The sequence below is a fragment of the Paraglaciecola chathamensis S18K6 genome (assembly GCA_000314955.1).
GTDB lineage: Bacteria > Pseudomonadota > Gammaproteobacteria > Enterobacterales > Alteromonadaceae > Paraglaciecola > Paraglaciecola chathamensis.
The window spans coordinates 150114-176550 of sequence record BAEM01000063.1 but is presented as its reverse complement, the minus strand read 5'-3'; the positions used below and the strand labels follow the sequence as shown (position 1 = coordinate 176550).

18 protein-coding genes are annotated in these 26437 nt (G+C 40.0%); 10 read left to right on the top strand and 8 right to left on the bottom strand.

Annotated elements, in window-relative coordinates; translation table 11 throughout:
- Positions 1-755 precede the first annotated feature (755 nt).
- Together GCHA_RS22275 and GCHA_RS22270 are read right to left on the bottom strand one after the other, a co-directional pair.
- Entirely contained in the window at positions 756-1724 is a 969-nt protein-coding gene (locus GCHA_RS22275; protein ID WP_007992397.1) for a ParB/RepB/Spo0J family partition protein, read from the bottom strand.
- Entirely contained in the window at positions 1717-2859 is a 1143-nt protein-coding gene (locus GCHA_RS22270; protein ID WP_007992394.1) for an AAA family ATPase, read from the bottom strand. The genes GCHA_RS22275 and GCHA_RS22270 overlap by 8 nt, the downstream gene beginning before the upstream one ends.
- A 126-nt stretch (positions 2860-2985) precedes the next feature.
- Between GCHA_RS22270 and GCHA_RS22265 the strand changes: the two genes are divergently transcribed.
- Together GCHA_RS22265 and GCHA_RS22260 are read left to right on the top strand one after the other, a co-directional pair.
- Entirely contained in the window at positions 2986-4107 is a 1122-nt protein-coding gene (locus GCHA_RS22265) for a replication protein RepA (RefSeq protein WP_007992392.1), read from the top strand.
- Positions 4108-4764: 657 nt separating this feature from the next.
- Positions 4765-6447, top strand: coding sequence for a glycosyl hydrolase family 28-related protein (locus tag GCHA_RS22260; RefSeq protein ID WP_007992390.1), 1683 nt, complete (start codon positions 4765-4767; stop codon positions 6445-6447).
- A gap of 41 nt (positions 6448-6488) precedes the next feature.
- Here GCHA_RS22260 and GCHA_RS22255 read toward each other — a convergent pair whose 3' ends face one another.
- A complete protein-coding gene (locus GCHA_RS22255) occupies positions 6489-7004 on the bottom strand; it encodes a hypothetical protein (protein ID WP_007992388.1) in 516 nt (171 codons plus the stop codon).
- 14 nt (positions 7005-7018) lie between these two features.
- Positions 7019-10018 carry a BNR-4 repeat-containing protein gene (locus GCHA_RS22250; RefSeq protein ID WP_007992385.1) on the bottom strand — a complete coding sequence of 1000 codons (3000 nt, stop codon included), beginning with the start codon at positions 10016-10018 and terminating at the stop codon, positions 7019-7021.
- Between the two features lie 340 nt (positions 10019-10358).
- Here GCHA_RS22250 and GCHA_RS22245 point away from each other — a divergent pair, with 340 nt between their 5' ends.
- Positions 10359-11819 carry a sulfatase gene (locus tag GCHA_RS22245; RefSeq protein WP_318249037.1) on the top strand — a complete coding sequence of 487 codons (1461 nt, stop codon included), beginning with the start codon at positions 10359-10361 and terminating at the stop codon, positions 11817-11819.
- Positions 11820-11853: 34 nt separating this feature from the next.
- On the opposite strand, the gene GCHA_RS22240 is transcribed toward GCHA_RS22245, so the two are convergent.
- On the bottom strand, positions 11854-12750 hold the full coding sequence (locus GCHA_RS22240; protein WP_007992382.1) for a hypothetical protein: 897 nt from the start codon (positions 12748-12750) through the stop codon (positions 11854-11856).
- Between the two features lie 192 nt (positions 12751-12942).
- Between GCHA_RS22240 and GCHA_RS22235 the strand changes: the two genes are divergently transcribed.
- The 4 genes from GCHA_RS22235 to GCHA_RS22220 all read left to right on the top strand — a co-directional run bounded on the left by GCHA_RS22235 (position 12943) and on the right by GCHA_RS22220 (position 19323).
- Positions 12943-14739 carry a glycoside hydrolase family 43 protein gene (locus tag GCHA_RS22235; RefSeq protein WP_007992381.1) on the top strand — a complete coding sequence of 599 codons (1797 nt, stop codon included), beginning with the start codon at positions 12943-12945 and terminating at the stop codon, positions 14737-14739.
- Positions 14740-14808: 69 nt separating this feature from the next.
- Positions 14809-16269: a sulfatase gene (locus tag GCHA_RS22230; protein WP_007992379.1), complete on the top strand. Its 1461-nt coding sequence runs from the start codon at positions 14809-14811 to the stop codon at positions 16267-16269.
- A 33-nt stretch (positions 16270-16302) separates the two neighbouring features.
- Positions 16303-17802: a sulfatase family protein gene (locus tag GCHA_RS22225; RefSeq protein ID WP_318249036.1), complete on the top strand. Its 1500-nt coding sequence runs from the start codon at positions 16303-16305 to the stop codon at positions 17800-17802.
- A 12-nt stretch (positions 17803-17814) separates the two neighbouring features.
- Positions 17815-19323 (top strand): sulfatase, encoded by a 1509-nt coding sequence (locus GCHA_RS22220; protein WP_007992375.1) that lies wholly within the window; start codon positions 17815-17817, stop codon positions 19321-19323.
- A 443-nt stretch (positions 19324-19766) separates the two neighbouring features.
- On the opposite strand, the gene GCHA_RS22215 is transcribed toward GCHA_RS22220, so the two are convergent.
- Positions 19767-19997: a helix-turn-helix domain-containing protein gene (locus GCHA_RS22215; RefSeq protein ID WP_007992370.1), complete on the bottom strand. Its 231-nt coding sequence runs from the start codon at positions 19995-19997 to the stop codon at positions 19767-19769.
- Positions 19998-20150: 153 nt separating this feature from the next.
- Here GCHA_RS22215 and GCHA_RS22210 point away from each other — a divergent pair, with 153 nt between their 5' ends.
- The 3 genes from GCHA_RS22210 to GCHA_RS22200 all read left to right on the top strand — a co-directional run bounded on the left by GCHA_RS22210 (position 20151) and on the right by GCHA_RS22200 (position 21580).
- Positions 20151-20519 (top strand): carbon storage regulator, encoded by a 369-nt coding sequence (locus GCHA_RS22210; protein WP_039992912.1) that lies wholly within the window; start codon positions 20151-20153, stop codon positions 20517-20519.
- Positions 20519-21031: a hypothetical protein gene (locus tag GCHA_RS22205; RefSeq protein WP_007992366.1), complete on the top strand. Its 513-nt coding sequence runs from the start codon at positions 20519-20521 to the stop codon at positions 21029-21031. The genes GCHA_RS22210 and GCHA_RS22205 overlap by 1 nt, the downstream gene beginning before the upstream one ends.
- A gap of 87 nt (positions 21032-21118) precedes the next feature.
- Positions 21119-21580 carry a hypothetical protein gene (locus GCHA_RS22200; protein WP_318249035.1) on the top strand — a complete coding sequence of 154 codons (462 nt, stop codon included), beginning with the start codon at positions 21119-21121 and terminating at the stop codon, positions 21578-21580.
- 602 nt (positions 21581-22182) lie between these two features.
- Here GCHA_RS22200 and GCHA_RS22195 read toward each other — a convergent pair.
- Together GCHA_RS22195 and GCHA_RS22190 are read right to left on the bottom strand one after the other, a co-directional pair.
- Complete coding sequence (locus GCHA_RS22195; RefSeq protein WP_007992361.1) at positions 22183-25629, bottom strand: glycosyl hydrolase; 3447 nt, start codon at positions 25627-25629, stop codon at positions 22183-22185.
- Positions 25630-25732: 103 nt separating this feature from the next.
- A complete protein-coding gene (locus GCHA_RS22190) occupies positions 25733-26419 on the bottom strand; it encodes a 3-keto-disaccharide hydrolase (protein WP_007992360.1) in 687 nt (228 codons plus the stop codon).
- Positions 26420-26437: the final 18 nt, after the last annotated feature.

Here is a 26437-nt window from a genome sequence, read left to right as displayed (position 1 = left end):
TTGTAAATTACAACTGAACACCGAAAACCGCCCTCTCGCTACCAATCTAAAATATCTAGGTTTGGTAGCTCACCAAGCAGAGTGTTGTAAATTACAACCGAACAACTGAAACGAACCCCTCGCTACCAATCTAAAGTGTCTACGTTAGTAGCTCACCAAGCAAAGTGTTGTAAATTACAACTGAACACCGAAAACCACCATCTCGCTACCAATCTAAAATATCTAGGTTTAGTAGCTCACCAAGCAGAGTGTTGTAAATTACAACTAAACGTCTGAAGCCGCCCCCGACTGCCAATGTAAAAAACCTAGGTTTCGCAACCAACCAAACGATGTGTTGTAAATTACAACTGAATACCGGAAACGAACCCCTCGCTACCAATCAAAAATATCTAGGTTTGGTAGCTCACCAAGCAGAGTGTTGTAAATTACAACCGAACGTCTGAAGCCGCCCCAGACTGCCAATGTAAAAAACCTAGGTTTCGCAACCAACCAAACGATGTGTTGTAAATTACAACTGAATACCTGAAACGAACCCATCGCTGCCGATCTAAAGTATCTAGGTTTAGTAACACACCAAACGGCCTGTTGTAATTACAACTCTGGGAAAATGAAACTAGTGATCGGATTGCTGAGAAAATCCGAAACAGAAATAAATGGATATTAGGGCAAGTTAGCCAGTTGTAATTTACAACTGGCAGCTAATGGAAGTATTAAATAAGAATTGAAATAAAAATTAGCAAGAAAAAGGTAAAGAACTACTTAAATGCGCCAATTTGTTCCAGTGCATTGATAATCTCGTCTACATTACTACGATCAGGTAACCCAGCAAAATTGAGGCTAATACGGTCCCCTACCCTCTTTGCTGTCATCTTTGAACCGTCTAAATATAACGTTTTAGCTATTGGATTTAACACATCAGAAACGTGTTTGATAACCGCTTTAAGGAACAGATTATCTTTCCTAGTTGGGTAATTCTCTTTAATAAAAGCAATTGCTTCTCGGACACCGGATTTATCTTTTTCATAAAGAGCTGCCACTTCAATCAATTGATTTAGCTTTACCTTGGTTACGTCTAATAGGACATCCTGCATGTTCTCTTCTTCGTAAAAAACACGCGCTTTTAAACTACGAGATAGATTTCCTTTATCCCAACCAATCAATTCGGCTATTTCATTATTAGACAAAATACCATCTTTAACCAAAGGCAGAATGGAAAGCCAACGCTCATAAGGGGTAATATCTTGACGGTCTTCATTTTCTGACAACATAACTTTCGTGGCATCAGCGTCATTCAAATCACGCAAAAACGCCTTGAAAACGCCTACAGAACGACTGGCTTCAAACCGAACACGACCAACTATTAGTTCATAAATAATGCGACCATCCGCTGTAACTTTGTTCGTTTTTCTGACGATACCGGGAAAGTGTTGCCCTTCTTTAGTAATGGATCTTTTTATTTGCTGAACTTTTACTGTATCTAACGAACTAGTATGTCTATCGTGGTACTTGAACATGATGACTTGGTCATGCTCCAAATAAAGAATCGGCTCTTTTACGGACTTGGCCCGTTTTTCGGAGGTTCCCATTGCCAACTTTATCGCAGGGTTTCGTGTCTGTATTGCATTACCAGTTTCTGGATTAACAACCTCAACATGTTCGCTATCGGTTTTTTTATCATTGAGCTTATCTAACAAACCACCAATGTTATTTCTACGCTTAACCATCGTATCCACTCCTTCTGGTTAGATCTTTGATAATTTCATTAAAGAGGCCACGCATATTTTCAGTGATTCGCTTATCAGGTTTCTCAGACTCCCAAGGAGTTTGAAAAACAGCAGAAGAGTTATCAATCGATTCAGAATGTAACATTTGATTAGAGTACATATGAGAATCCAGCACAGCTTCCATTACTTCCATAAACTCTCTGGCCATGGAATTACGACGGTCATACATAGAGACCATGACTTTAATACTATTAAACGTTTTACCTTGCGCTACTCGTCCAACATATTCGGTAGCCGTTTCAAGGAACTGACGAGTACTAACGAAATCAAGCATTCTAGGAGGGCAGGGGATAATGATGTTATCCACTGAAAGCAAGGTCTGAATACCAATAATTCCTAGACTTGGTGGAGCATCAACAAAGATAAAATCAAATTGGTCTTTAATCGTGTCCACACCGTCCCTTAAGCGCTGGAAATATTCGAGCGCTTCATCTGCCGATCCGCCACTAATCTGTGAAGCAGCTTCAAACTCTGAACTACTCAAATGTTGATTAGCAGGGATAATATATAAATCGTCAAAATGAGTAGGCTTTATAGCGTATTCGAGGGAGTTCTGTTCTCCGTAGAGCGTGTAGGGCAGAACAGTTTCATCTTCAGAAATCTCTTCATCAGCAATTATACCGAATAACGCAGTAGAGCTTGCTTGTGAATCCATATCTATTAAAAGCGTTTTAAAACCCTGTAAAGCGGTATACTGAGCAATATTAACAGCTGTCGTAGTCTTACCAACCCCTCCCTTAAAGTTATAAAGAGCAGTGGTGATGCCAAGGAAACTTTCAGGCGATTTGCGCTTAGCTTTAGGAACGATCCCAAAATGGTTGCGAAGAGCGTTCACTTGCTCCAAAGTATACCCAAGACGTCTACCAGTATCTGGGTTAAGATCAGGCTTGCTGATAATTCCCTGTTCTTCAGCCTTGTATAAAGTCGTAGTACTCTTTCCAATTAAGTTACAGACCTCTTTAGTCGAAAAAAGCCTCATTTTTCTTCTAGAGTGCGGAGCAATACCTTGGTTGCGAGCATGTTGGATAAGCGTATCCATAGCTTCTGTAACTTCTTTAAGTGATGATTCAGCCACTTGATCTGCTTCCTTCTTTCGTGTAAAAATCGCGTTGGTTCTTATTACTTATACTAATATAAGAAAATATAAAAAAAATAAAACTTAACGTTTATTTCAATATATATAAAACTAAGAAGATTTCTAATGGAAAACGAAACCTCAGACATAAAAAGAGGAATGTTAGCAGCCAAAGAAGACTATCTTTTCTACTTAAAAAGTTTATTTGAGGGTCAAGATATCCATATTGGAGCTCTGCACTCTGCAGCCCTTAACCTTCATAATATTAGGGACTGTCACTATGATCCAAAAACAGTCAAAAGTGCATTAGATGAGGCAATAGAAACAGCTGACGAATTTACGCCGCGTGCGGTAACGGACGCTTTCGTTAAAATTTATCCTACGATAACAGACCAAACGAGTATCTCTGAACAAGTAGAGGACGCGCTTAAAGAACTAGAGCAGCAAAGTGATCAAGATATTTGCTATCAATATTCCACCTTTTGCTCCCACACATTACCTACATCTAAAACGAATAAACAAGTTCTAGTAACCGAATACCCGAACAATAAATTAACTATTAGTTCCATCGGCGAAGAAACCTTACCTTGGGGTGGCATTCCGCGCCTTATTATTCTTTATTTGAACACAATGGCGGTTAAGTACAGTTCTAACACTATTAGTTTAGGCCAGAACATTAAAGAATTTGTTGAGTCACTTGGTTACGCCGCATCATACGTGGAGGGTGGAACAAATGACCAAGTTATGGCGCAACTAGAAAAACTGTATAAAACTGAATTCGGCCACGAACAGCAAGAAAAAATACTGTTGGATAACGGAACAATAGAAATTAGAACGAGCAAGAAAAGTTTCAAGCTATTCGATGAGAAACACACTTTTGAGATAGTAAGAGGAAATTTGACAGAACGAGCCGAAGCAACAGTGAGGCTATCAGATACTTACTACAAGGAAATTAAATCGCATCCAGTGCCACTTAGCCTAGAAACGATCAAAAGCTTAAAGAAAAGTCCGTTGGCTTTGGACTTATATGCGTTCATCTCGTATCGTACGAATACCAAACGGTTAATCGCCATCAAACTGAAAGATCTAATGAAGCAATTTGGCATAGAGGGTGAGGCATGGAGGTTCAAAGACAAAGCAGAAAAAGCACTGATACTGGTAAAGAAATACTGGCCAGAGTGTAATGTACTTATCAAGAATAACGCGATGGTAATCATTCCGAGTAAAACTCAAGTAACAGCCCGATAAACCAAAATTCCTAAAATATTTAGAACCAGCTTTAAGCTGGTTTTTTTATATTTATTAAAAACCTCTTACTTCATACTATTCACAAATATAAATAATTACCGATCTAATAAAAAAATTTACTTATTTGGCTAATTTTTATTGAATTTATATTTCTATTTTTTTTTATATTTTTATGAATCTTTCTAGTATTATAGGGACTTACAGAGGACTCAGCGGGACAAAAGGCAGGGAATGGTAAAATTTAAATAGCATGATCTAAGAGGGTTTATAGTATGAAGTCGGAGGTTTTATAACATCAACTGAGAGAATGCGGCGATCAAATAGGAGAACTTAGCGATCATGTCGGAGTAGCATCGATCAACTCAGAGGGCACATCCATGTGTCCCTTTAAAAACCTAGCTTGTAGAAGACTACAAGTAGATCTTTCAAGTAGATCTTAAGTAAATAAATATAAATAAAAAAACCAGCTAAGCTTAAAAACCAATTCTTATAAAGCGCCCTCTGTAACTCACCTACTTATATCAAGCATTTCAAAAACCATAATATGGAAGAATTAGCCACAAAACTTCAAATGATTGTAAATGAAAGAATCTGATTGTATATTGAATGTTACGTACATAAAGCAATTTATTTACAATATTATGACAAGGATATGTGATGAAGATACCAAAGTTGGTTCCCCTCGCTGATTTAATACATCACCACGCATTAATTTCTATACTAATAATTTTCCCTAATATCACCCTAGCTGACACAACCCCCGAAATATCAAAAGATGGTAGCAATGTGTATATGCCTGATTTTTCATATGCGGGATACCACTTTGGTGAAAAGGAAATTGTTACCGAAGCTGACACCACATATATAAATATAACGGATTTTGACGCATTCCCTAATGACAATAAAGATGATACAAAGGCGATCCTAAGTGCCTTAAACTTTGCACACTCAGTAAAAGGACATGTGACAGTGTCTTTTCCGAAAGGGCGTTTTATTATTAAAGACATTCTTAGAATTAGTCGCAGTAATATAACGATTAGTGGAAAGGGAATGGGTACGCAAGGCACTCAGCTTTACTTTCCAATGCCTCTTTCAATTATTGATAAAACACCTCTTTTAGATGAATTGAGAAACTATCTGAGGCTACATAACAAAAAACAACATGATGCTGAGATTTATATAGATGATTATTTCTCAGAGTACTCTTGGTCTGGAGGGGTGATATGGATTCAAAAAGAAGGTACTCGGCCAGTACCTTACTTAGAGGAATTGGATGAGCAACTTCCAAAGTTAGCGACGATCACAGAAGGTAAAAGAGGTACGAAAGCTTTAAAAGTTAGCGACGCATCAAAAATTTCGGTTGGCGACGTACTGAGAATAGATTGGCACAACAAAAACGGTAAACAAGCCGGCATTATAAAGTCAATTTATGGAGACACCGACCTAATGATCGGTTCGCATCATTTTGATTTTCCAAATCGTCCACTAGTAATGCAACCCACTCAAGTAAAATCAGTGAGCGGGAATATGATTGAGATAGCCGATCCTCTTTTACATGACATCAACAAAGATATACCTGCCCACTTATCATCATGGGAGCACTTAGAAGAAGTTGGTATTGAGGGGATCTCAATTCAATTCCCAACGGGAGATACCTATGGACATCACGTTGAACAGGGTTTCAACGGTATTTATTTAACCAGTGTTTTCAACGGTTGGATCAGGAACGTAAGCTTTAGCAATGCAGACAGCGCTCTATTAACCGAGAATAGTGGCAATGTTACTATCTCAAATATACGCAGCGATGGAACACGTTTTGGCCATTATGGTATTCACCTTGGCAGCGTACATAATTTTTTAGTTGAGGATGTTAAAATATCAAACCCGACCGTGCATACTTTTAGCATGAACACCAAATCGACTAAAAGTGTGTTTTTGCGAGGAGAAGCTTTCACTCAACCTTCGTTAGATCAGCACGCAGGGGCTAACCATCAAAACCTTTATGACAACATGATTTTTCATGTAGAGGCAGTGCGTGATGAAGAAGGCCCTTACTACGATTTGTGGTTTGGCGGTGGGGCAGGGTACTGGCAACCTGGTCATGGGCGTTATAACACGACGTGGAACGCAAAAATATTTGTTGAAAGTGGTGCTAATAGCAATGAAACCGTGAGAATTTTAGGGAAAACAGAAGGGCCCGATGCGAGAGTGATTGGTATGTATGGAAATAGAAAGCTTGCTGTAGAACATTACCCTTCACCGCATATTGCCGACATCAATTCAAAAGTAGCTATACCTTCTCTTTACGAATATCAGAAACAAAAAAGACTAGAAAAGTAAGGGGAATGCGGCCCAAGGCTTCAGTCCTTGGACCGTTTAATTTAAATCATTCGTGTTCTGACAAGTACAATTCCTGCAATACAAAATATTGCCAAGCTTGATGGTGCAGGCACCGCTTTTGCATTTATCTCCTCAAAGTCAATGTTTTGTGCAAGTACTTCTGTTAATAATAATTCTGGTGAGGACACACCGTCTTCTAAAGCAATAAAGCTGAATGTTCCTAATGTAAACGATGTACCTAGGAAGCTATCCCAATCAGCAAAAAGTCCTAACTGAAGTAACAATTCATCCCCTGAGGCAAAAGCGTCGTCAAAATATGAGTTATCAAAAACACTATCAGTAATAGTAAGCATTTCAAACTCAAATAGACTGGAGTCAAACTCCCATACAATCTCAAGAAAATCTATTGCTGGATTAGCTTTATTAATAAACACCTCTAGCTCTATTAAATCGCCAGTTGAGTATGACGATGAATCACTTGAAAAGGTAATGAGCGATGCCTTTGATGAAAAGGACATCATTAAACCAAGAATAAGTATTAAGTTCGCAATCTTCATTTTCGTTATTCCTTTTAATTAGAACTACAGCGTGAATAAGTACAGCGTCGAACAAGACCTCTTGTGTCTCTGTTATTTACAACGCCATCACCATTAAAGTCATAGCGGATATCTATAATTTCACCCGCCCTTAATTTTGAGGTAAAAAGCTGCGTATCAGCTTTGTCTATTACCGAGTCCTTGTTTAGATCGCCCAGTAAATCAATGTTGATAAAAATGCTTGATTCAGACTGCTTGTTGTTGGAGTCAGTGGCGACTACGCGTACTAAGTGCGTACCTTCCGACAACGATAGTAATTCAGTCGAATAAGCATCAGCTCCCCATATAAACGGAGGTTCATAAATTTCTCTTATTAATTGATCATCAATGTAAAGGGCTAGGCTGACCAGAGAAATATCGTCATCCGCTGCAGAGGCCTCTGCCGTGATAGCAAGGTTTTGATATTCAGTCAGTAGTGAGATATCACCCTCATTTATCATGACTGATGGCCCAGGTAAGCTCAGGACAATAAGTGTCATATCAGTTTCACTCTCAAGTCCTGCGCTGTCTCGTGCTACGGCGGTAAAGGTATGTGTGCCAACGCCTAAAGGTGAAGGGTTCGGCTCATGACGGTCTAGCCAACCCATAGCACCAAATTCATAGGGTGCAAAAGAATGTCCGAAGTTCCACACTGGGCGCGTGTCCACCCTTACTAGCTCACCGTTTCTAAAAAGGGTGACAGACTGAATATCTCGCCCCTCCACCGGTGTTTCTGCATCGATAGTGATTGCTAATTTCTCATAGCCTTCATAAACAGTCACAGTTGAGTTTGGCCAAGTAACGATTGGCGGCTCTGGCTCTCCTTTAACGACAAGCAGCATAGAGGCTGTTGTTTCTTCACCTTCATTATCTGTCGCAACCGCTGTAAATTCGTAACTGCCCGCAGCCAACGGAGACGGATTAGGTGAGTGAGTATCAAGCCAGCCCATCGCGCCTGTTTCATGAGGTTTTGAAGCATGACCAAACAGGTAGGGAAGGGAGGTATCTTTCCTCACCAGCTCGCCATCAATATAAAGAGAAACCGACTCAATAGTGCGTCCTTCAACAGCACTTTCTGCGCTAATGTTGAGACTCAGCTTTTCAAATCCTTGATCTACTTCCAAGCTCTCTTGAGGAAATGAAACGATTGGAGCATTTGAGTTAACATTGAGTATCATTGTTGCAGTAGAGCTGTCGCCCTCGCTATCTATAGCTACCGCTTTAAAAACGTGGCGTCCTGCTGAAAGAGGGGAGGGGTTTGGCTCGTGCCTATCAAGCCAGCCCATTGCGCCAGTCTCATGAGGCTTAGAGCCATGGCCGAATAAATAGGGCAAGGATGTGTCTGTTCGGACTAGCTCATCGTTTAGATAAAGCGTAACGGATTGGATAGCTCTTACTTCAACTGGACTTTCAGCAGAAATGTTAAGGCTTAATTTCTCAAAGCCTTCTTCTATAGTCAAAGAAGGAGAAGGAAAAGATACGATAGGAGCATCAGCGTCGCTTTCTAAATCCAAATCGATAATTTGAAGGTAAAGCGGCATTGCGTTACCTGATGTACGCTCCATGAGGTAATAGTAAACTTTACCGTCTTTTATATAGAGTGTGCCATGATCGAATACTGGCCCATCGCTCGCTTCATACACTCTAACAAAATTGTTGGTGCCACCTTGGGCTTTCTCAACATAGGGGCGGCCGCCCCCTAAACCTACAATATAAACATTGTCACCTGATGTATAAATCTCACTTGCACCCGGGAAATCAGTACTAATTATGAATTCTTCAGCGCCGGCTGGTTTATATGAATGAATATAAACTTCTTCGTAGTCTGCTCTGCCGCGGTCGGTTGAACGAACTTTGCTGATAATATGGATGTCACCTTTTTCAGTAACAGTCCAGTCGAAGCTTCCCACAATGTAAACTGAGTTGGCTTCGGTATGGCTAATATAGTCACCTGGCTCAAATACTTTTATCTCATCGGAATTAATGAGCGGCCATGTCATTGGTTCGCCTTTGTGATTCTTCCAATCACCGAAACCATCTGGATGGTCTGAATACGCGTAATAGACGCCGTTCTGGTATTTATACTTGTCTGAATTATCGTTGCTTCGCTGTTGAAAGCCAACACGAAGCTTGCCATTGACGTATTTCATGTTTCCGTAAAGGCCCCAGTTGTATGAGTTTCCTTTGAGTTTTTGGTTGTTTTCATTGAATTTGGTGAACGTTGACCATGTTTCAGTCTCTGCATCATAGCGATTGAAAACATAAGCGCCGTTGTTATTGCCGCCCAAGCGCATGTAAAGAAGTAGTGTACCGTCTACCGTAGTAAAAAATTTAGGGTAGGTAAGGCGAGCAAAATTCTCTTTATCGCTGAGGTCCCCTGTCATGGTGAGGTGCTTATAGTCATTGTCTCCCTGACTAACCTCACTAGTATCCTTTACAAATTTATCTAAGGTAAAGTCTGAATGTGGCAGTTCGGCAGCCCCTGGAATACTGTAGGAATACCTAAAGAAATCATCTTTGAACTTACCGCCGTGATTATTGTTATCGTAAGCGTGCATATCGAACACCATATGGATGGTGCCATTAATCGGACTTACTGATAATCCGATAGTATTATGAGACTCACCAACCAGAGGGTCGCCCCTGAACCCTGTGTGTCTGTGGGGAAATTCTATTGTAGATAGCTCACCGCTGAGAGTGTTGTAACGAGAGAGCATTACATTTCGCTCAGACTTTCCTCCTTTATACCAAGTCATAAAAACAAAATGCTTGTACGTTTTAACCGCGTCTCCGTGAGCTGAAATATTCGGGCCAAAAAAATAGTCGTACTTCTCGCCAGTGTCAGGCGTAGTTACGTTACTAAAATCTAGATTTTCACCATCAAAGTGGAGACCCTCTTCGGATATCTTTACTTGTTGCTTCAATGTCACTTGCGCATGGAGCGTGAATGCGGTGAGTAGCGTTGTAGAAAACAACAACATTTTTAAACCGTTCATAAGTGTGTACTCAATGTTATAGGGTTAATTATTTGAATAATTTAAGAAGCTGCATTGAAAATTAAATTCATACATCAACAGCGGCATTAACCATGTTATTACACATTATTTACAAATTCACTTATTAATGGTCAAATATGGTCATATGTTGTCATATTCTTTCTTGTTGGAATATTTCTCTTTTATTTATTGTGTAGGTAGTTGTTTATCGAGGTAGACCGTTACGTAAAGGACTTTAGATTTGGGTCTATATTGTTTTTCATTTGAAATAATCATGAAATACGTAAAGCGTTAATACCTTAGATAAGCATTAAAATTAACTGGTGTGTGGAGTAAAGTTATGTTCGATAGAAGGATGTTTTTATTGGGAGGGGCATGTGCGCTCACTGCTAGTTGCACCTTTGATACGGGAGGAGTAGTAAGAAGATTAAAAAAAAGACCGAATGTTCTGATGCTTGCTATTGATGACTTAAACAGTTGGCCTGGGGCCATAAATGGTCAACCTACCACTAGAACGCCAAATATAGATCGTCTAGCACAACGAGCAACTACATTTACCAACGCCCATGCGTCTGCACCTCTTTGTGGCCCTTCCAGAGCAAGTATAATGACGGGGTTACTACCATCTACAACAGGTATTTACGGGCATGTGAAAGATGACGATATTAAATCTGCTAATGTTAAAGCGGCACAATCGATATTTCTAAGTGAGTACTTTAAACAACACGGTTACTACACAGCTGCAGTTGGGAAAATATTCCATTACAACGTACCTAAAGGGAGTTTCGATGTGTACGGTGGGCGTAAAAAAGGCTTCGGTCCCTATGCGCCAACGCGTTTTAAGTGGAAAAATAAAGGAACGAACACTGACTGGGGCGCGTATCCAGAAAGAGATGAACAAATGCCTGATTACGACTCTGCGAATTGGTTAATAAATCAGTTGCAGCTGGAACACGATAAACCATTTTTTATTGCTGGCGGTTTTTTACGGCCACACGTTCCGTGGACAGTTCCACAAAAATGGTTTGACATGAATCCCATCGACGAAATCGACTTGCCTCCCTATCTCAAAGAGGATTTAAACGATGTTCCAGAAATAGCCAAAAAGATCACTGAATTTAAAATGATGCCGACGACAGATTGGGCGATAAAAAACGGTGAATGGAAGAATATGGTGCAGGCTTATTTAGCCAGCATTTCTTTCGTAGATCACTACGTCGGTGAAGTACTAGATGCCTTGGAAAAGAGTCAATATGCCGACAATACAATCGTAGTACTGTGGGGAGACCATGGTTACGATGTCGGTGAAAAAAACCGCTTTGCAAAAATGTCGTTATGGGAAACCGCCACAAAAACAACGTTAATCATTAAACCTGCGAAAAATTCAGTTAAAAGTGTCAGTAATCGTCCTGTTAGCTTACTAGACTTGTATCCAACGTTAGTTAAAATGTGCGGGCTTCCAGCGAATTCTGCGAATCAAGGACATGATATAACGCCTTTGTTGCACAACCCCCAAGAAAAGTGGGACAAAGTTGCCATCACCACGTTTGGACCAAACAATCATGCAATAAGAACAGACCGCTACCGGTATATTCATTACGAGGATGGTTCAGAAGAGCTGTATGATCATTCAAGCGATCCAAATGAATGGTATAACCTAGCTGGTAACCCGAGCTATCGTGCAGTTAAAAATGAACTAAAAAAGCGCTTACCTGATGTAAATGCGCCTTGGTCACCTGTTTCTCAATATACCAGTAATGACTATTTCAAAAAGTTGACTGAAAACGCAAATGCCAATTAAGCACTTGCGCTTCAATTGATCAAAGAACAGGCTTTTAGTGTTTTTGCAGTAACAAGGGTTTCAATTCATTTGGCGTGGCTGTTTTAACACCACCTTGGCCCGCTCCAGTTAACCACCAATAGACCATGCCTGCGTCTGAGCAATCGAATTTACCTGCCTGAAATGGCACTATGCCATCTTTTTCGGCGTAGGATAGCATGTCCCATATAAACGATAGTCCTGCTTGCTCGCTATTCTTTGCCCAATCCCACGCTTCAATAGGGGTCTGTAGGCCAACATTTTGGTCGCCTATTTGGTATTCCTCAACCCCAAAATCTAATATTTGCTGCCACGTAAAATAGTCCCCACTATTATCGTTAGCTGGGTGATGAGAAACAACCTTTACATATTTACGCTGTTCACTATCGGCTTTATCCAAGGCATAACCGATTAAATCAGGCTCACCAGCTTCTATTATCCAAAGAGGGGCATCTTTGGATGCCTTGTTAATCGCGTTTACTAGGTCTTGGGTTGCGGCGCCTTGTTGAGTTCTGCAATTATACAGTTGTGTAACGCTATTAAAGGGACCAAAAAGGTCAAGCCCTTTGTTTATCGAACTTTGCAAAATTTGTTGACGACGGCTTTCATTTTCAGCGTCAATTTGATATTTCGCCTTGTTCCGAAAAGGATCGAGATCGCAAGAGTGTGAGATGTGAACTAAGCGGTCAGCAGCATCTGCACTTTGCAGCAATTTAAGCATCACAGGTGTTGCACCAATATCGTCGGGGTCAGGGGAGTTACCATCAATTACTATTGCCAGATGTCCCTTTGGTAATTTAATCGCAATTGAATCAGCGTCGGTCTTATACTGCTTGGTTAACTGTTTCTTATGAAATGAATTACAAGCTGTAATAGATAATGTAAAGACCAAGACTAAAATTAGCGCTTTCATGTTTATTTCTTCCCAAGTTATGAAGCCTTACCACATTGATAATTGCGGGTGTCCGTAGAACGCAAGCAAAGCTAATTATGCATACATTTGACTGAATGTGATTGATGTATTGTCAATAGTAGTCATAATGTGTCATTATGTAAATATTGTTAATTACTTATTTGACCACTTATTTCGGGCACGACTCATAATATGAATAAATTTAGAGAGATGAAATATAAGGCTATTGGTTGTTCTACTGCATTTCTAGCTACTTTAGCTGGGTGTCAGACTGATACGCGTAACCATGCAGCAGAGGACAAAACCGATGAGATAATAGTGTCTCAAACAGGCAGTTTTGGAGACCAAGGTGACGGTACTTACATAAACCCAATTTTGAATGCAGATTACCCCGATTCAGACATTGAGCAAGTAGGAGACACCTACTATATGATAAGTTCCAAGCAACATATGTCGCCTGGTATGCCCATTTTGAAATCGAAGGATATGGTTAATTGGGAAAATGTAGGGCATGCGTTTGCGGATTTATCTTGGGCGCCAGAATATAACTGGGATCGAATGAATGGTTACTCATTTGGTGTGTGGGCGGGGGATATCGCTTATCACGAAGGTAAGTGGTTCGTGTATCAGATCGATTACCAACACGGTTTAATGGTAACTACTGCAGATAACATCGAAGGGCCCTGGAGCGAGCCTATCATGATGCTCCCTAAAGCAGACGTTCTAGATGACCCCGCAGTATATTGGGATGAAGATACTAAAGAAGCATATGTGATTATTAATACTGGCGCTAAACAAAAAAGCGACAGTAATAAAGTAGAAGGGAATGAAAATCGTATCTACAGAATGAGCTGGGACGGAACCAAAATTCTAGATGAAGGCAAACTGGTGTATACCGGGTTAGGCGCTGAAGCTGCAAAAATTTATAAGAAGGACGGTTATTGGTACATCTTTTTAGCACAATGGACAATGGGAGACCCATCCACCAAACCCGGCGTGAAGAACCCAAAAAACGACAGAAAGCAAATAGTACTTCGCTCTAAAGAGAGTATATATGGACCTTATGAAGTTCGTACCGTCCTAGAAAAAGGCACTGCATTTGGTGATCGCAGCGCAAGTCAAGGAGCTTTGATGCAGGCACCTGACGGTAGTTGGTGGTATATGCATCAGTTAATTCAAAATGATGATATCCCGTTTCAAGGCCGGCCTCAGAACTTAGAGCCAGTCACTTGGATAGATGATTGGCCTTTGATTGGCATCGATGAAGATAACGATGGGATAGGAGAGCCAGTGAAACGTTTTGAAAAACCGATCAAAGGTTATCCAATTACAGCGCCGAAATCTGATGATACCTTCTCAAGTGCTAAGCTTGGTCCACAGTGGGAATGGAATCATAATCCACGTAATTCGCATTGGTCGCTGACAGAACGCCCAGGTTGGTTGCGACTCAAGGCCAGTAAAATACTACCGCAAGGAGATAAATACGGCCCTAAGATAAACGAATGGACCAACAATGATGGGTCTGATAGTGATTTTTGGCGGGCCAGCAACACCTTGAGCCAACGTATTATGGGGATCACTACCGGAACAGCTATAGCAAAGTTTGACATCTCAGGTATAAAATCTGGGCAACTTGCAGGTTTTGTGCGATATGGTGGTACTTTTAATTTACTTGGTGTAGAAGGCTTAGAAAACGGGAAAACGCGTCTCTTTTACATGGATGGAATGAGTAAAAAAACTCAAGGCCCTGAAATAACAAGTGACACACTATATGTTCGCACTTCCAATGTGAGAAATCAGGCAACGTATGAATACAGTACCGACGGGAAAATATTCAATCCCTTTGGGCCCACTTTTACTATCAGTTTTGGTAAATGGACAGGTGACAGATTAGGTTTCTTTTCATGGAATGAAAAAGAAGATGCGGGGTATATAGACGTAGATTGGTTCAAATACGATTACGATGGTCCGAAAACCAAGCGGAAATGAAGTTCTAATCAAACTAATATTTGAATAATCACTTTAATTTGAAATCTATTTACGTTGAAGGAGTTAACTATGCTGGGACTCAAGGGATATATACTTAGTGTAGTACTTGTTTGCTTGGGTTTTGCTTGCAAGGCGTCAAATGAAACTAGTGAGTCACGCGCTACAAAGAGCGACTCGTCCGTGGCTAATCAGCAAAATATTGTAATGATTATTGTCGATGATTTAAGACCAGCGTTAGGGGTATATGGTGATGATAAGGCGCACACACCCAATATCGACTCATTGGCATTTCAAGGTGTTAGTTTTAATCAAGCGTACGCAAATGTGCCAGTATGTGGAGCCTCTCGAGCCAGCTTCCTTACAGGGCTTAGACCCCAAAAAAATAGATTTATTGATTACAAAGCATTAGCCGAAAAAGATGCGCCAGGTGCTAAATCATTACCACAAATATTCCGGGAAAACGGATATCAAACGATGGCCGTTGGTAAAATATTTCATCATGCACGAGACCTTGCAGATGAAAGTTGGAGTGAAGGAGTTCACACATCGGGAATACCTCATACCACTTCCTTAGCAGCAAACGCGGCGAAACTAAAAAATGATGTCCCAAGCGAATCAGAGCAACTTGACATGTTATGGTTCGAAAGTGCAGATGTCGAAGACGAAGACTATCCTGATGGAAAAGTAAAAGATAAGGCGCTTGATGCTATATCCCTTCTAGCTGCCAAAAAAGAGCCTTTCTTTTTAAGTGTCGGTTTTATCCGCCCGCACTTACCGTTTTATGCGCCAACGAAATATTACGATCTTCATCCGTTAGAAAAATTTTCACCGTTTTCGCACAGGACTACCCCTGATGATGCACCTTCTTCGTTGCGGGGATCTGGAGAAATTAAGACGTACAGCTTTAGTGACTATGTTTACAATAGTGATGTGTTCCATACTTCTTCCCTGCGTGGTTATTATGCTTCAATCAGTTATGTGGATGCCCTAGTTGGGGACGTAGTTGAACAATTAACGTCATTAAATTTACGCGAAAGTACAACGATAATTTTACTAAGTGATCATGGTTTCCATTTAGGCGAACACAACTTTTGGACTAAACACACTCTATTAAAAACTGCCTTGAGAGTACCTCTCATTATTTCAGGACCAAATACCGCAACTAATGTACAGTCAAATGCCCTTTTAGAGTTGATAGATATTTTTCCAACGGTTTTAGATTTAGCTAAAATTCCTAAGCCAGAGGGTATCGATGGTGAGAGTTTCGAAAGTATAACCAACAACCCTTTACTGGAACATAAGAAACAAATCTATAGCCGCTTCAAAAAAGGCGATTCAATCATTACTAGTGACTCAATTTTTACGTTGTATGACCTAGGAACCTCAAAAGAAGAAATGCTTTTTGACTTAATTGCCGACCCACACGAAACCCAGAATTTAGCGAGTGAATCAGAGTACCAAAATCGAAAAACAAAGTTAAAAACAATGCTTCTAGATTGCAAAAATAACAGCAAGTGCGTTACACATTGACGGCTAGTTGCGACATTTATTTAGAGTAAACTCATGGGGCTTTTTATAAACAACAGATTGATTTATTTAGTCATTAGCATGGTTCCGGCCATTTTTATAATAGGTTGCATGGACCAATATTTGTCTGCTTCGGTTACTGATGATGAGCGCAATATTGACATACGGCCGAATATAATTTTTTACTTAGCTGATGATCAAGATTATACGGATTATGGGTTTTCCGGTAACGAAAAAGTTAATACGTCAGCAATTGATAGGCTAGCAAAAGAAGGTATGGTCTTTAGTAATACATTTACAGGCCAAGCGATTTGTGCACCCAGTCGCTCTCAACTCTTTACGGGGAAGTACCCCATAAGAAACGGGACTTTTGCAAACCATACTCCAACGAAACCAGAGATAATATCCGTTACAAAGAAAATGCGACAGCTGGGATACGAAGTGGTACTGGCAGGAAAAAGTCATGTGAAACCTGCCAATGTATATGATTGGGACCAAGAATGGACGTCGATACCTAAGGCTGGTGTGCCACGAGATTACATACCATTAGAGGAAATAGAGGAGTACTTTTTAACCGCAGAAAAACCGTTTGTGATGTTTATTGCTTCAAAATATCCCCATGGTAAATATTTCACTGTTGAAAACCCTAAATCTGAAAACTTAGAATTTTATCCCCATGACGAGCATTTGAAAAATAATCCCGACTATATATCCAAGAGGGCGGGCTACTATAGGAGTATTCAAGAGGACAATACTCAGCTTGAATCGGTCTTGAATATGGTAGATCGCAACCTCGGAGACAATACATTATTTATATACAGTTCTGATCATGGAGTTTCTGGTAAATTTACCGTGAAAGATATTGGATTAAAAGTGCCATTGGTTGCTCGCTGGCCAGGTTTGATTCGGGCAAATTCTCATTCAGAGCAGTTAATTCACTTTACAGATGTATTACCTACTTTTATTGAAATTGCGGGTGGTAAGCCGGATAAGAACTTAGATGGTGAAAGTTTTTTACCTTTATTGAAAGGTGTGAATAAGCCAATCCATCAGTATGTTTACGGGGTAAGTACAAATCAAAATATCATCAATACTCATGTTTTTCCTTCGCGCATGATTCGTGACAACCGCTATAAATACATACGAAACTTCAATGCACTGGATGTATTAAGTGAAAATCTCACAAACAGAAAAAGTGTAAACATATTTTTGCGTTTAGGTGCAGAGAAACATCCTGATACTGCGTTTGAAGAGTTATATGATCTTAAATCGGATCCATTTGAAAAAATAAATCTTATCGATGCACCACATCTGCAAGAAACAGTACAACGCCTAAAAGGAGAGTTGTTTTCATGGATGACCAAACAAGGTGATTTTCTCGATGAACGTATGGGTAACGTTCCTTTGCTTTTATCCCCAACGTTCAAACTCGATCAAAACAATCCGTTAAGAAAAAATAAATTAAAGCCTGAGAATTTAAATATTTTGAAGGAAGAAGACTACCTGAAAATAGAACATTGGTTACAAAAAGATTAATAAGGATAACAAATGAAGTTACTTATAGCCTTAACAATGCTCTGCTACTTGCTTACATCTTGTAGCAATGAACCGATACTTCAGAAATCCATAATACAAAAAAAACCTATGGATATAGGTTCTTCTAAACCAAATATTGTAATGATAGTAGTTGATGATTTGGGTTGGTCTGACGTTGCTTACAATCAAACAACCGATTTATTTGAAACACCTAATATAAATGGTCTCGCTAAGCAAAGTTTAAGTTTTGATAATGCGTATGCTGGAGCAGCAAATTGCGCACCTAGTAGAGCTGTTTTAATGTCTGGGCAATATGGTCCTCGACATGGCGTATATACAGTATCACCTTCAGAGAGAGGGGATATCAAAACACGGAAATTAGTTCCAATTAAGAATACAAGAGGCTTATCCACAGAGAATGTAACACTTGGAGAAACGTTAAAAACAGCGGACTACACTACAGGCAGTTTTGGGAAGTGGCATTTGGGAGCTGATCCTGACAAACAAGGTTTTGACGTAAATATAGCAGGCAGTCATCAGGGTATGACTTTTCATTATTTCAGTCCTTATAACTTGCCTAATATCGAGGATGGTCCTGAAGGAGAGTATTTAACAGAACGCTTAACATCAGAGGCGATTCGCTGGATGAAAGCGCAAGAGGATCAGCCGTTTTTTGCTTATATACCCTACTATACTGTCCATACGCCATATCAAGCTGTACTAGACAAGATTGAAAAGTATCGGAAAAAAAGTATTACAAATGATAAGGAAGCGACTTATGCCGCTATGGTTGAGCACATGGATATCAATGTCGGTCGTATATTGGATATGTTGAAAGCTGAAAATTTAGAAGAAGACACTCTAGTCATTTTTACGTCTGACAATGGCGGTTATCGCATGTCATCATTCCCCTCCCTATTGAGAGCCGGAAAAGGTTCGTATTATGAAGGTGGATTACGAGTACCTTTGTTATTTCGCTGGAAAGGTAAGATAAATCCAGGCTTAAATCACAATCCAGTTATTAACGCTGATTTTTACCCTACTCTGCAGGCCATTACTAAAGCTCGGCCTCCTGAACAACAATTAGATGGAATTGACTTGACCCCTGTATTACTAGGAAAGCAAAAGGACATCAAAAGAGATTTGTTTTGGCATTTCCCGGTTTACCTTGAAGCGCACCATGCACCTTCAGATCAATCGCAAGATGCACTTTTCCGCACACGCCCGGGTAGCGCAATTCGCAGTGGTGACTGGAAACTTATTCAGTATTTCGAAAACGACGATTTTGAATTATATGATTTAAGCAATGACATTGGGGAAACTAATAATGTAAGTGAAATTTATAAAGAGAAATTCAACGAGTTAAAAGCCAAACTGTCGATCTGGCAACAAAATGTTGGAGCCGATATCCCCACCAAACTTAACCCAATGTATGATGAGACTTATAGTCGTCAAAAAGCCTCTGAGGTTTTAACCGGGAAGACTAGGTGGTCTAAGAGTAACGAACAGATTCACAATTGAGTGCTCCATTATTTCAGCCAATAATTTTTTGCCTGTTAATTAGGCGTTAATTTCTGCTTTAGGGTGATAGTCGAATTAAAATCTGAATGTCCCCAACGACTGCTTCTGGCACATAGCAGTATCTGTTTTAAACCGACACGAACGACCGCACCTTGTCTTCAGCGGACTACTAACGCAGTTTCGCCAATGACCGCTTTTCGCTCAAAGCTGCCAGTCAGAGAACTACCTCACAACGACTGCAATTGGCACATTGCCGTCGTTGTGAGGTAGTTAAAATCAACATTTCGAAAATGTAAAATCTACGCGGAACTTCAACCTAAAAACAATGGCCAGTTTACGCTGCTGACAAAACATGCCGTTCTCAAAAGGTGCTTGTGAGCATGACTGAATCAATAGCTTGATAATCGTCATGTTAGCTTTCATTCGATTTAATTAAATCAACATTAGCTAGCAGGGTAAAATTGAGTTGTTTTATTTTCTTTCCTTTCCAACAGCTCACCGACTTCACATTCAAATAATTCACATAGTTTATCGATTGCATCTAGATCAATACGCTGCGCTGTTTCTTTGTAGAGGAGTGTCACTGTATTTCTGTGCAAACCAGTTTCTCGGGCTACGTCCATCACCTTCATTTTTTTCTCGCCCATTAGGCGAGCCAAATGACATTTAATCATTCTTTTTGATACCTAGAGTTGTTATTTGTCTTTTTACATGACATTTTTAGATTGACTTGAGACGCTTATAATTACACAATGTCATTCAGGGTGGCAAAACGTTCTTATAAGACGTTAATTGCTGTGTAACTTAACATATTTAGGAGTGTCGAAATGAGTTTTTTAGTGATAACACGTAAATCTGGCGAATCTCTGGTACTGAGAGCAGGTAACCAAACTGTTCAACTTGTGGTTAGAAAAGTAACAAATGATGGGGTTAAAATCTGCTACAACACTTCATGTGCAGTAAATATAGACACTGGATTCAGCATGTTAAGCGTTAGCAGTATAGAGCCGGTTATTATCAATCATTCTAGCAACGATTTTGAAATTTCGGGCCTGAAAAATGAATTAGGTAACCCAGTTTATGTAGGCTGTTCTTTTTTAGATGTTAAACGAGGACACATAAAGCTGGGGGTGCAAGCTGATAGTTGCGTTGAAATCATGCGTGATGAACTTCTTTCAACTGAGGTGCTAGCATAATGTTTCGTTTAGGATTTGAAGGGAAAGGTAAGTTTGGATTAAATTATGATTATTACTGGGACTTGCAAAACTATCGTAATAGTCATGAGCACGAATCCGCTCCACTGTTTAATGATTGGCAGATGCAAACCCCGTTTGCGCGATATCTGTCTGAAGAAAAACGTGTTCTATGTTTTGCTTCTGCAAAAAGTAAGTGCGTTGTCACAATCGATAACTGTATTTTTCACCTTAGGCAGCATTATGCGTTGAATGAAGGTGACCACACATTAAAATTACATGTCATTAGCTATCATGGTCATGATGATGTAATCGTGTGGGACGTCATGAAACATTTGCCGGCCAATTTAAATAAGGGAGGGGCTCACACAGAGCATAAGGTGAAAATTGCGCGCCCTCTCAAAATAACGATGCTGCAGGATGATGAGCTCATCTTGACACATAGCATGAATATTCAATTGTTGGACTCTACGTGGATCGATATAAGGCAAGATGAGCATTGCTTAGAGCAATAGGCTGATATTTGTCTATTGCTTTGATTACTGACAGGTTCACGAATGAAAAATGAAACTCGCAGTGTGATATGAAAAGTTAAACTTGAAATGAGTACTAAAATGGATGTCGACGTCGTAAAAAAAATACCAGTGGAATACTCAAAATCTGACAAATTGATAGTCGCGCTAGATCAGCACGATAATCTGCATATCGCTATGTATATTGGACAAGGCGCATATGACTCAAGGCCTGTTGAGCGTTTTGTAGATGAAATCAAAGAGACCGTTATTGAACCGTATCAAAGTGAGCAGTTTATACTTGACGGGACGATAATCTCATACCCAGGATGTCCAGTGCTCAGGCGTTTAAAAGTTAAAGATACGATGCAGCAGGAGTTCATTTTGAATCGCGTTAAAATGTGGACAGGGAGTGATGAAGCGGCACTAAATTGGTATGAAACTGAAACGATTGCTGCATTTGGTATGACAGCGAAATCAGCTGTGGGATCTGGTTTCTTCAATGAACTTATCGATTACATTGAGAGCATAAGTCAGGGAGGTTACGCTTGATGCTCTACTTGTTGAACGTTTCTGTCTTCACAGAAGGCTATATTGGTAGACGAAAGTAAATCTTTCACATCAAGAGGTGATTTGATTAGTGTGTGTAATCTCATCATTGTCTGCTTGAAATAATCTAGAAAGCTATGTAGCAATCTGTTTACCCATGCTCTCATAAAATTTCGGATTTTTAGGGCTCAGAAAGCAAAAAGTGATTTATGGATTTGCAACGCATTGAAGGGTTATGGAAAGTTTCCATCGACACGAGTTGCCGATTGATGTGCTAATTAACAGAATCGAAAAATTACGAAAACATCGCTGAAGTGATCAGTGATTTTAAGGATAATTTAAAACAGCTAAGTCAGTGCGCTGTGAAGTGGTAGCGGTTTTCAAATAAAGGGTAAATAGTGAGGTATGAATCAACTATATTTGCGAAGGTTCATTTTGGTATTATTTAGAGTACATAATAATACATATTGCAAATAAGATTTATCAGTTAATAGTCTCCATTAACGAATAATACTTGGTTCGTAAACGCCTGCAAAAATGCGACGAGAGGACGCAGTTCTGCATTTCGTTTCGTAGATTAATCATTCAAAAAAGACGTGACTTGATCATTTTATTGGCAATTTAAAATACTTTTGTGCGCTTAGTGTCACTGGACCTAATAATCCAGAATCAATCAGCGGGTCACCAGCTTTCACAAACTTATAAGTGGTAAAAGTACGACGATGCCCTTTTTTCCCGTAATTGGGAAGCGGCTCATTGTTTGTATACCAACTTGGCATTACAGGCACATGGCTGCCATCTTGTTGCCAATATCCCGAGCTATCAATAAGTTCTTCGTCAGTGATTAAACGGTTGTTCCATGAGTTCGCTACCTTCACGGTGATATGATTGTCGCCGCTTTGTAGGTAATCACTGACATCTAGAGTAAAGGGAGATAACCAAACCGTACCTGCCTTGCTCCCGTTAATAAAAACTTCTGCTGTATCATGTACTTTACCAAGATCTAAAATAACCATTTGATCTTCAGCGAGTAAATCTTCGTTGACAATAAACGACTTTCTATAAGTGGCGATACCAGAGTAAGCGCGAATTTCGGGGTTATTAGAGTCTTTCCAATTGTTTAATTGTTCAAAGGTAACGTTTTGGCCGAAACCGTAATCTTTATCAAATACCACATGCCAACTACCTGATAGGGTTTGCGAGGCAGGGATACGTTGACCGTTGAAGTCGGCTAACTGTTCTTGTTTATTTGTAACTTTAAACGAAATTTCATATTGCTCGTCATATAACACTTCAATATCGTTGTCTTTTACTAATAGTGGGCTAAGAGTAGCCTTATTTGCGATATCATCGTTGAAGACGATAAATGTTGATTCATTTGGGTCTAAGCGGAACGCTAGATTTGTAGTGCTGTTACCACTATCGAAAGCAGCTATTTTCTTTATCCTGCCAGTCTTAGCATCCCATAACTCTGGTATCTTTCCACTGACCTCAAAACTAGCGTCAAATAGTTTTCTCTTTCCGCTATCGTTGTATACAAAGTAGATATCTTGTGTATCTGTTTTTCTGTGGGTATAAAACAAATCTTTGGTATCTTTTATGCGTAAATCAAAATCAAAGCCATGTTGCTGGTAGAGTTTTTCCCACTCTGAAGCGCTATTAATGCTTAGGTGAGTGGTCGGCTGTGCCCAAATAAATTGAATCATTTTCTCAAACTGGGCTTGTTGAACAGTGGTAGTATTTCGACCCGCTAAATGTTGAATTGGAGCCCCAATAATAACGCCTCCCTGCTTGGCGAACTCGTATATTTTTTTAACCGACGACAGCGATAAAGTGTCATGGTTTTTCAGCATCAGGATCTTATATTTAAGGCCATGATCAAGCTGATAGCGACCGGTTTGGTAACGTAACTCGTTCAGTTTTTCTGTGTTTAAACAATCGTAATTCACATAGGTTGGCACGTGTTTACTTTCTCGTTGGCGTCTGTCAGGGCAACCTGTTGGTGTAGCTTCGCCTATATACCATGCAACATCAGCAACTGGATGCCCTTGACGTAAGATATATTGCCCTCTTGAAAGGTATTCAAACCAAGCTTTTCCGGCCGTTTTAAACCAAGGCTGAGTTGCATCAACATGCGCTCCCCACTTATCCATGGTCATGCCGGGCACGACATGTGTATTCGCTTGATGAACGAACCGATGGAATACAAATTCGTTTACACCCAAGGCCCATGTTTTATCACCATCGAATTTCGCATACGCTGGATTAAACTTCCAGTTATGATCTACGGTTGCAGTAAAGGCTTCGGCAGATATGACATTTCGGTTATATATGTGACCTGCGGAAATTGCTGACGCTAACATATAGATATCACGTTTTAACCAGAACTCACCCATCGGTATGTCGACTTTACTGCCAGCGTCCAACTCATTAAACGGCCCATGCCCGTATGGTTCCGTATAGGTTTTCAAACCATCTTGATGCGCTAACTCAGTAAAGTACTCGTAATAGTTTTCGGTGATTAGTTTATTGCTAAAATCGCGTATATCCCAAGTAATATCCTCTGACGTTTCAGCTGAGTCTACAAACTTACCAGCGAGCAAAGGCAAAAAAGGTATTAAGTCGTAGCCTTTATACTGTTTAAACTGTCGGGCATAGCCTTGTGTCCAGTTTTGCCCGCCCACCTCATAACTATCAATTTCTAGATACTGCATTACTCCCGGTGCCACTTCTTTTACCTTATCGATAACGTTGGTAACATAAGCGCTGTAGTGATGTTTAAATGCAGCGCGGCTGAATTTGTCCACTTCTAGACCCCGTCCTTCATCGGTAGGAGGTATATTCGTTGTTCCTTTAGCTGTAAAACCAAATCGCATTATTGTCCAGTCCCCCTCGGGCAACTCTGCTGTTAGGTGACCATCGCCTGATAGCTTGTCGGTCAGATCGACAATCGATCTTGGGTCAATAATATGCGCTTTTTTAGGGTTACCAATTGGGGGAAGGTCATGGTATTTGGTATGAGTCGCAGATGTGCGTCCTAAAAAGTTTCCTATTCTAGGTGTGGAAGCAAGACGAGCCTCAAATATGTTTAAGGTCTTATCAGCAACAATTCTAAAATATTTAGCCGTTACTCCTTCAAAAGCAGCATCAAGTGCCCACCGGACACGGCCAGGCCGATTGACCCGCATATCGGTGTGCTTTTTAAAGTTCGTCCCATCTTGCGAATACTGGAGTTCATACTTTATATGTTTCCCCCAGTTTATATCGACACTGGCAAAGCGAATGGTAACAGGCTTTTCATAACTAAACTGTAGCCACACAGGTTCCCCGTTTTTTGATTCAATGGTCGAGACATTATCAACTTCGGTATTGTTCACTACCGTGACATCAAATTCAGGATCTGACGCTGTTATGATTGGCCTAAGTTGAGAATCAATTATATCGGTAGGCAATGAGGGGTAAGCGAGTACCGCTATATCATGATAATAGTCAAGCATAGTCATAGGTTGGTCTAATCTGAGACTTATTTTCCCCTCGTTACTAGCGTCACTAGTCACGACTGATTCACCCCAAGTAACTTGCTTCATGCTATGTTCTGGTTTGTTCCAGGGCCCACCACTTGACGACCATCCGTCAGCATTGTGAATACCAAATGTCAAACCAAGGCGCTTAGCTTCAGAGGCCATATGCCCTATCAGTTCAATGTGTTTTTCCGAGTTAAAAAGTACTTTTCCTTTAGAAATATTACGGCCAAGATTGAAATACAATACGCCTCCTATGCCAGCCTCAGCTATACTTTCAAAGTCTTTGGTGATCCCTGCTGCAGACATATTGCTATTCATCACGTGATACCAAGTATAAGGTCTGCTGTCGGAAGGTGGTGACTGAAAGTTTTGCACTAAGGTTTGATACTGTGTCTTCTCTTTAGCGCGAGGGATAGCTTGACTATCGATGTTTGACTGTGTTTTTGTACTTTGTCGATTCTCGCAACCCGTTAATGTGCCAATAGTGAGAAAGGTTGCGAGCATTAGTATTTTATTATTTAACTTCATGAATACCTCATTTCGTTATTTTCTGTTTTTCTAGTGCTACATAAAACAGGGCATAATTCGCTTTGAGTTGATTTTGTCTAGGACTATGTTGTCAGTGTGCTTCTTATAAACTTTCAATCGTAATATTTCGGAAAGCGACGATATTTGTAGTGTCGCCATGGTCTTTGTAAATTTTGCTTCCATGATGTTGAAACGCAATAACCCCTTTTCTATCTTTAGAGTCTTCAACATGGGTTGTTAAGGTGCCATTGACATAAATTTTTAATTCAGAGCCAATACACACAATTTTCAAAGTGTTCCATTCTAAGTGTTTGTACGCGTCTCGTTGCTCTTTCCTCCAAGCACCTAAATGACTTCTAATGAAGTCTTCATCACGATGTGATCGAGTCGGGTGAGTGGGATATAGCCACTTTCTTCTTGATTGATCGAATAGTGCGCCTGTCCATTTTCGATCACTAGGGTCCACTTCCGCTTGATAACCAATCACTTGTTTTCCATTGTCTGTATCTACAATTTGGCCGCGAAAAATGATGCCTGAATTGCTATATTCTGAGGTATTCGGCATTTTGACTTGTGCTTGTAAAACGAAGTCAGAATATTCAGCTTTCGTTGATAGAAACCAATTTTTCTGCGAAATAAGATGTAGTTCGTTATTTACAACCTCCGCATGACCGTATGTGTAGACATTTTCAAAGTTAGAAAGCTTATCGTCTATTAAGCTCTGCTGTGCTAAAGACTGATAAGATATAGTTGCTAATAGTAAGACAATGAATAAAGTTGATATTTTCATAATTGGATGCTTCTTCTC

Coding starts and splice junctions, on each gene's coding strand:
- GCHA_RS22245 (WP_318249037.1), top strand. CDS start 10,359: ATGTTCGATAGAAGGATGTTTTTATTGGGAGGGGCATGTGCGCTCACT.
- GCHA_RS22250 (WP_007992385.1), bottom strand. CDS start 10,018: ATGAACGGTTTAAAAATGTTGTTGTTTTCTACAACGCTACTCACCGCA.
- GCHA_RS22195 (WP_007992361.1), bottom strand. CDS start 25,629: ATGAAGTTAAATAATAAAATACTAATGCTCGCAACCTTTCTCACTATT.
- GCHA_RS22190 (WP_007992360.1), bottom strand. CDS start 26,419: ATGAAAATATCAACTTTATTCATTGTCTTACTATTAGCAACTATATCT.
- GCHA_RS22210 (WP_039992912.1), top strand. CDS start 20,151: ATGAGTTTTTTAGTGATAACACGTAAATCTGGCGAATCTCTGGTACTG.
- GCHA_RS22275 (WP_007992397.1), bottom strand. CDS start 1,724: ATGGTTAAGCGTAGAAATAACATTGGTGGTTTGTTAGATAAGCTCAAT.
- GCHA_RS22255 (WP_007992388.1), bottom strand. CDS start 7,004: ATGAAGATTGCGAACTTAATACTTATTCTTGGTTTAATGATGTCCTTT.
- GCHA_RS22235 (WP_007992381.1), top strand. CDS start 12,943: ATGAATAAATTTAGAGAGATGAAATATAAGGCTATTGGTTGTTCTACT.
- GCHA_RS22200 (WP_318249035.1), top strand. CDS start 21,119: ATGAGTACTAAAATGGATGTCGACGTCGTAAAAAAAATACCAGTGGAA.
- GCHA_RS22205 (WP_007992366.1), top strand. CDS start 20,519: ATGTTTCGTTTAGGATTTGAAGGGAAAGGTAAGTTTGGATTAAATTAT.
- GCHA_RS22225 (WP_318249036.1), top strand. CDS start 16,303: ATGGGGCTTTTTATAAACAACAGATTGATTTATTTAGTCATTAGCATG.
- GCHA_RS22265 (WP_007992392.1), top strand. CDS start 2,986: ATGGAAAACGAAACCTCAGACATAAAAAGAGGAATGTTAGCAGCCAAA.
- GCHA_RS22230 (WP_007992379.1), top strand. CDS start 14,809: ATGCTGGGACTCAAGGGATATATACTTAGTGTAGTACTTGTTTGCTTG.
- GCHA_RS22260 (WP_007992390.1), top strand. CDS start 4,765: ATGAAGATACCAAAGTTGGTTCCCCTCGCTGATTTAATACATCACCAC.
- GCHA_RS22220 (WP_007992375.1), top strand. CDS start 17,815: ATGAAGTTACTTATAGCCTTAACAATGCTCTGCTACTTGCTTACATCT.
- GCHA_RS22240 (WP_007992382.1), bottom strand. CDS start 12,750: ATGAAAGCGCTAATTTTAGTCTTGGTCTTTACATTATCTATTACAGCT.
- GCHA_RS22215 (WP_007992370.1), bottom strand. CDS start 19,997: ATGATTAAATGTCATTTGGCTCGCCTAATGGGCGAGAAAAAAATGAAG.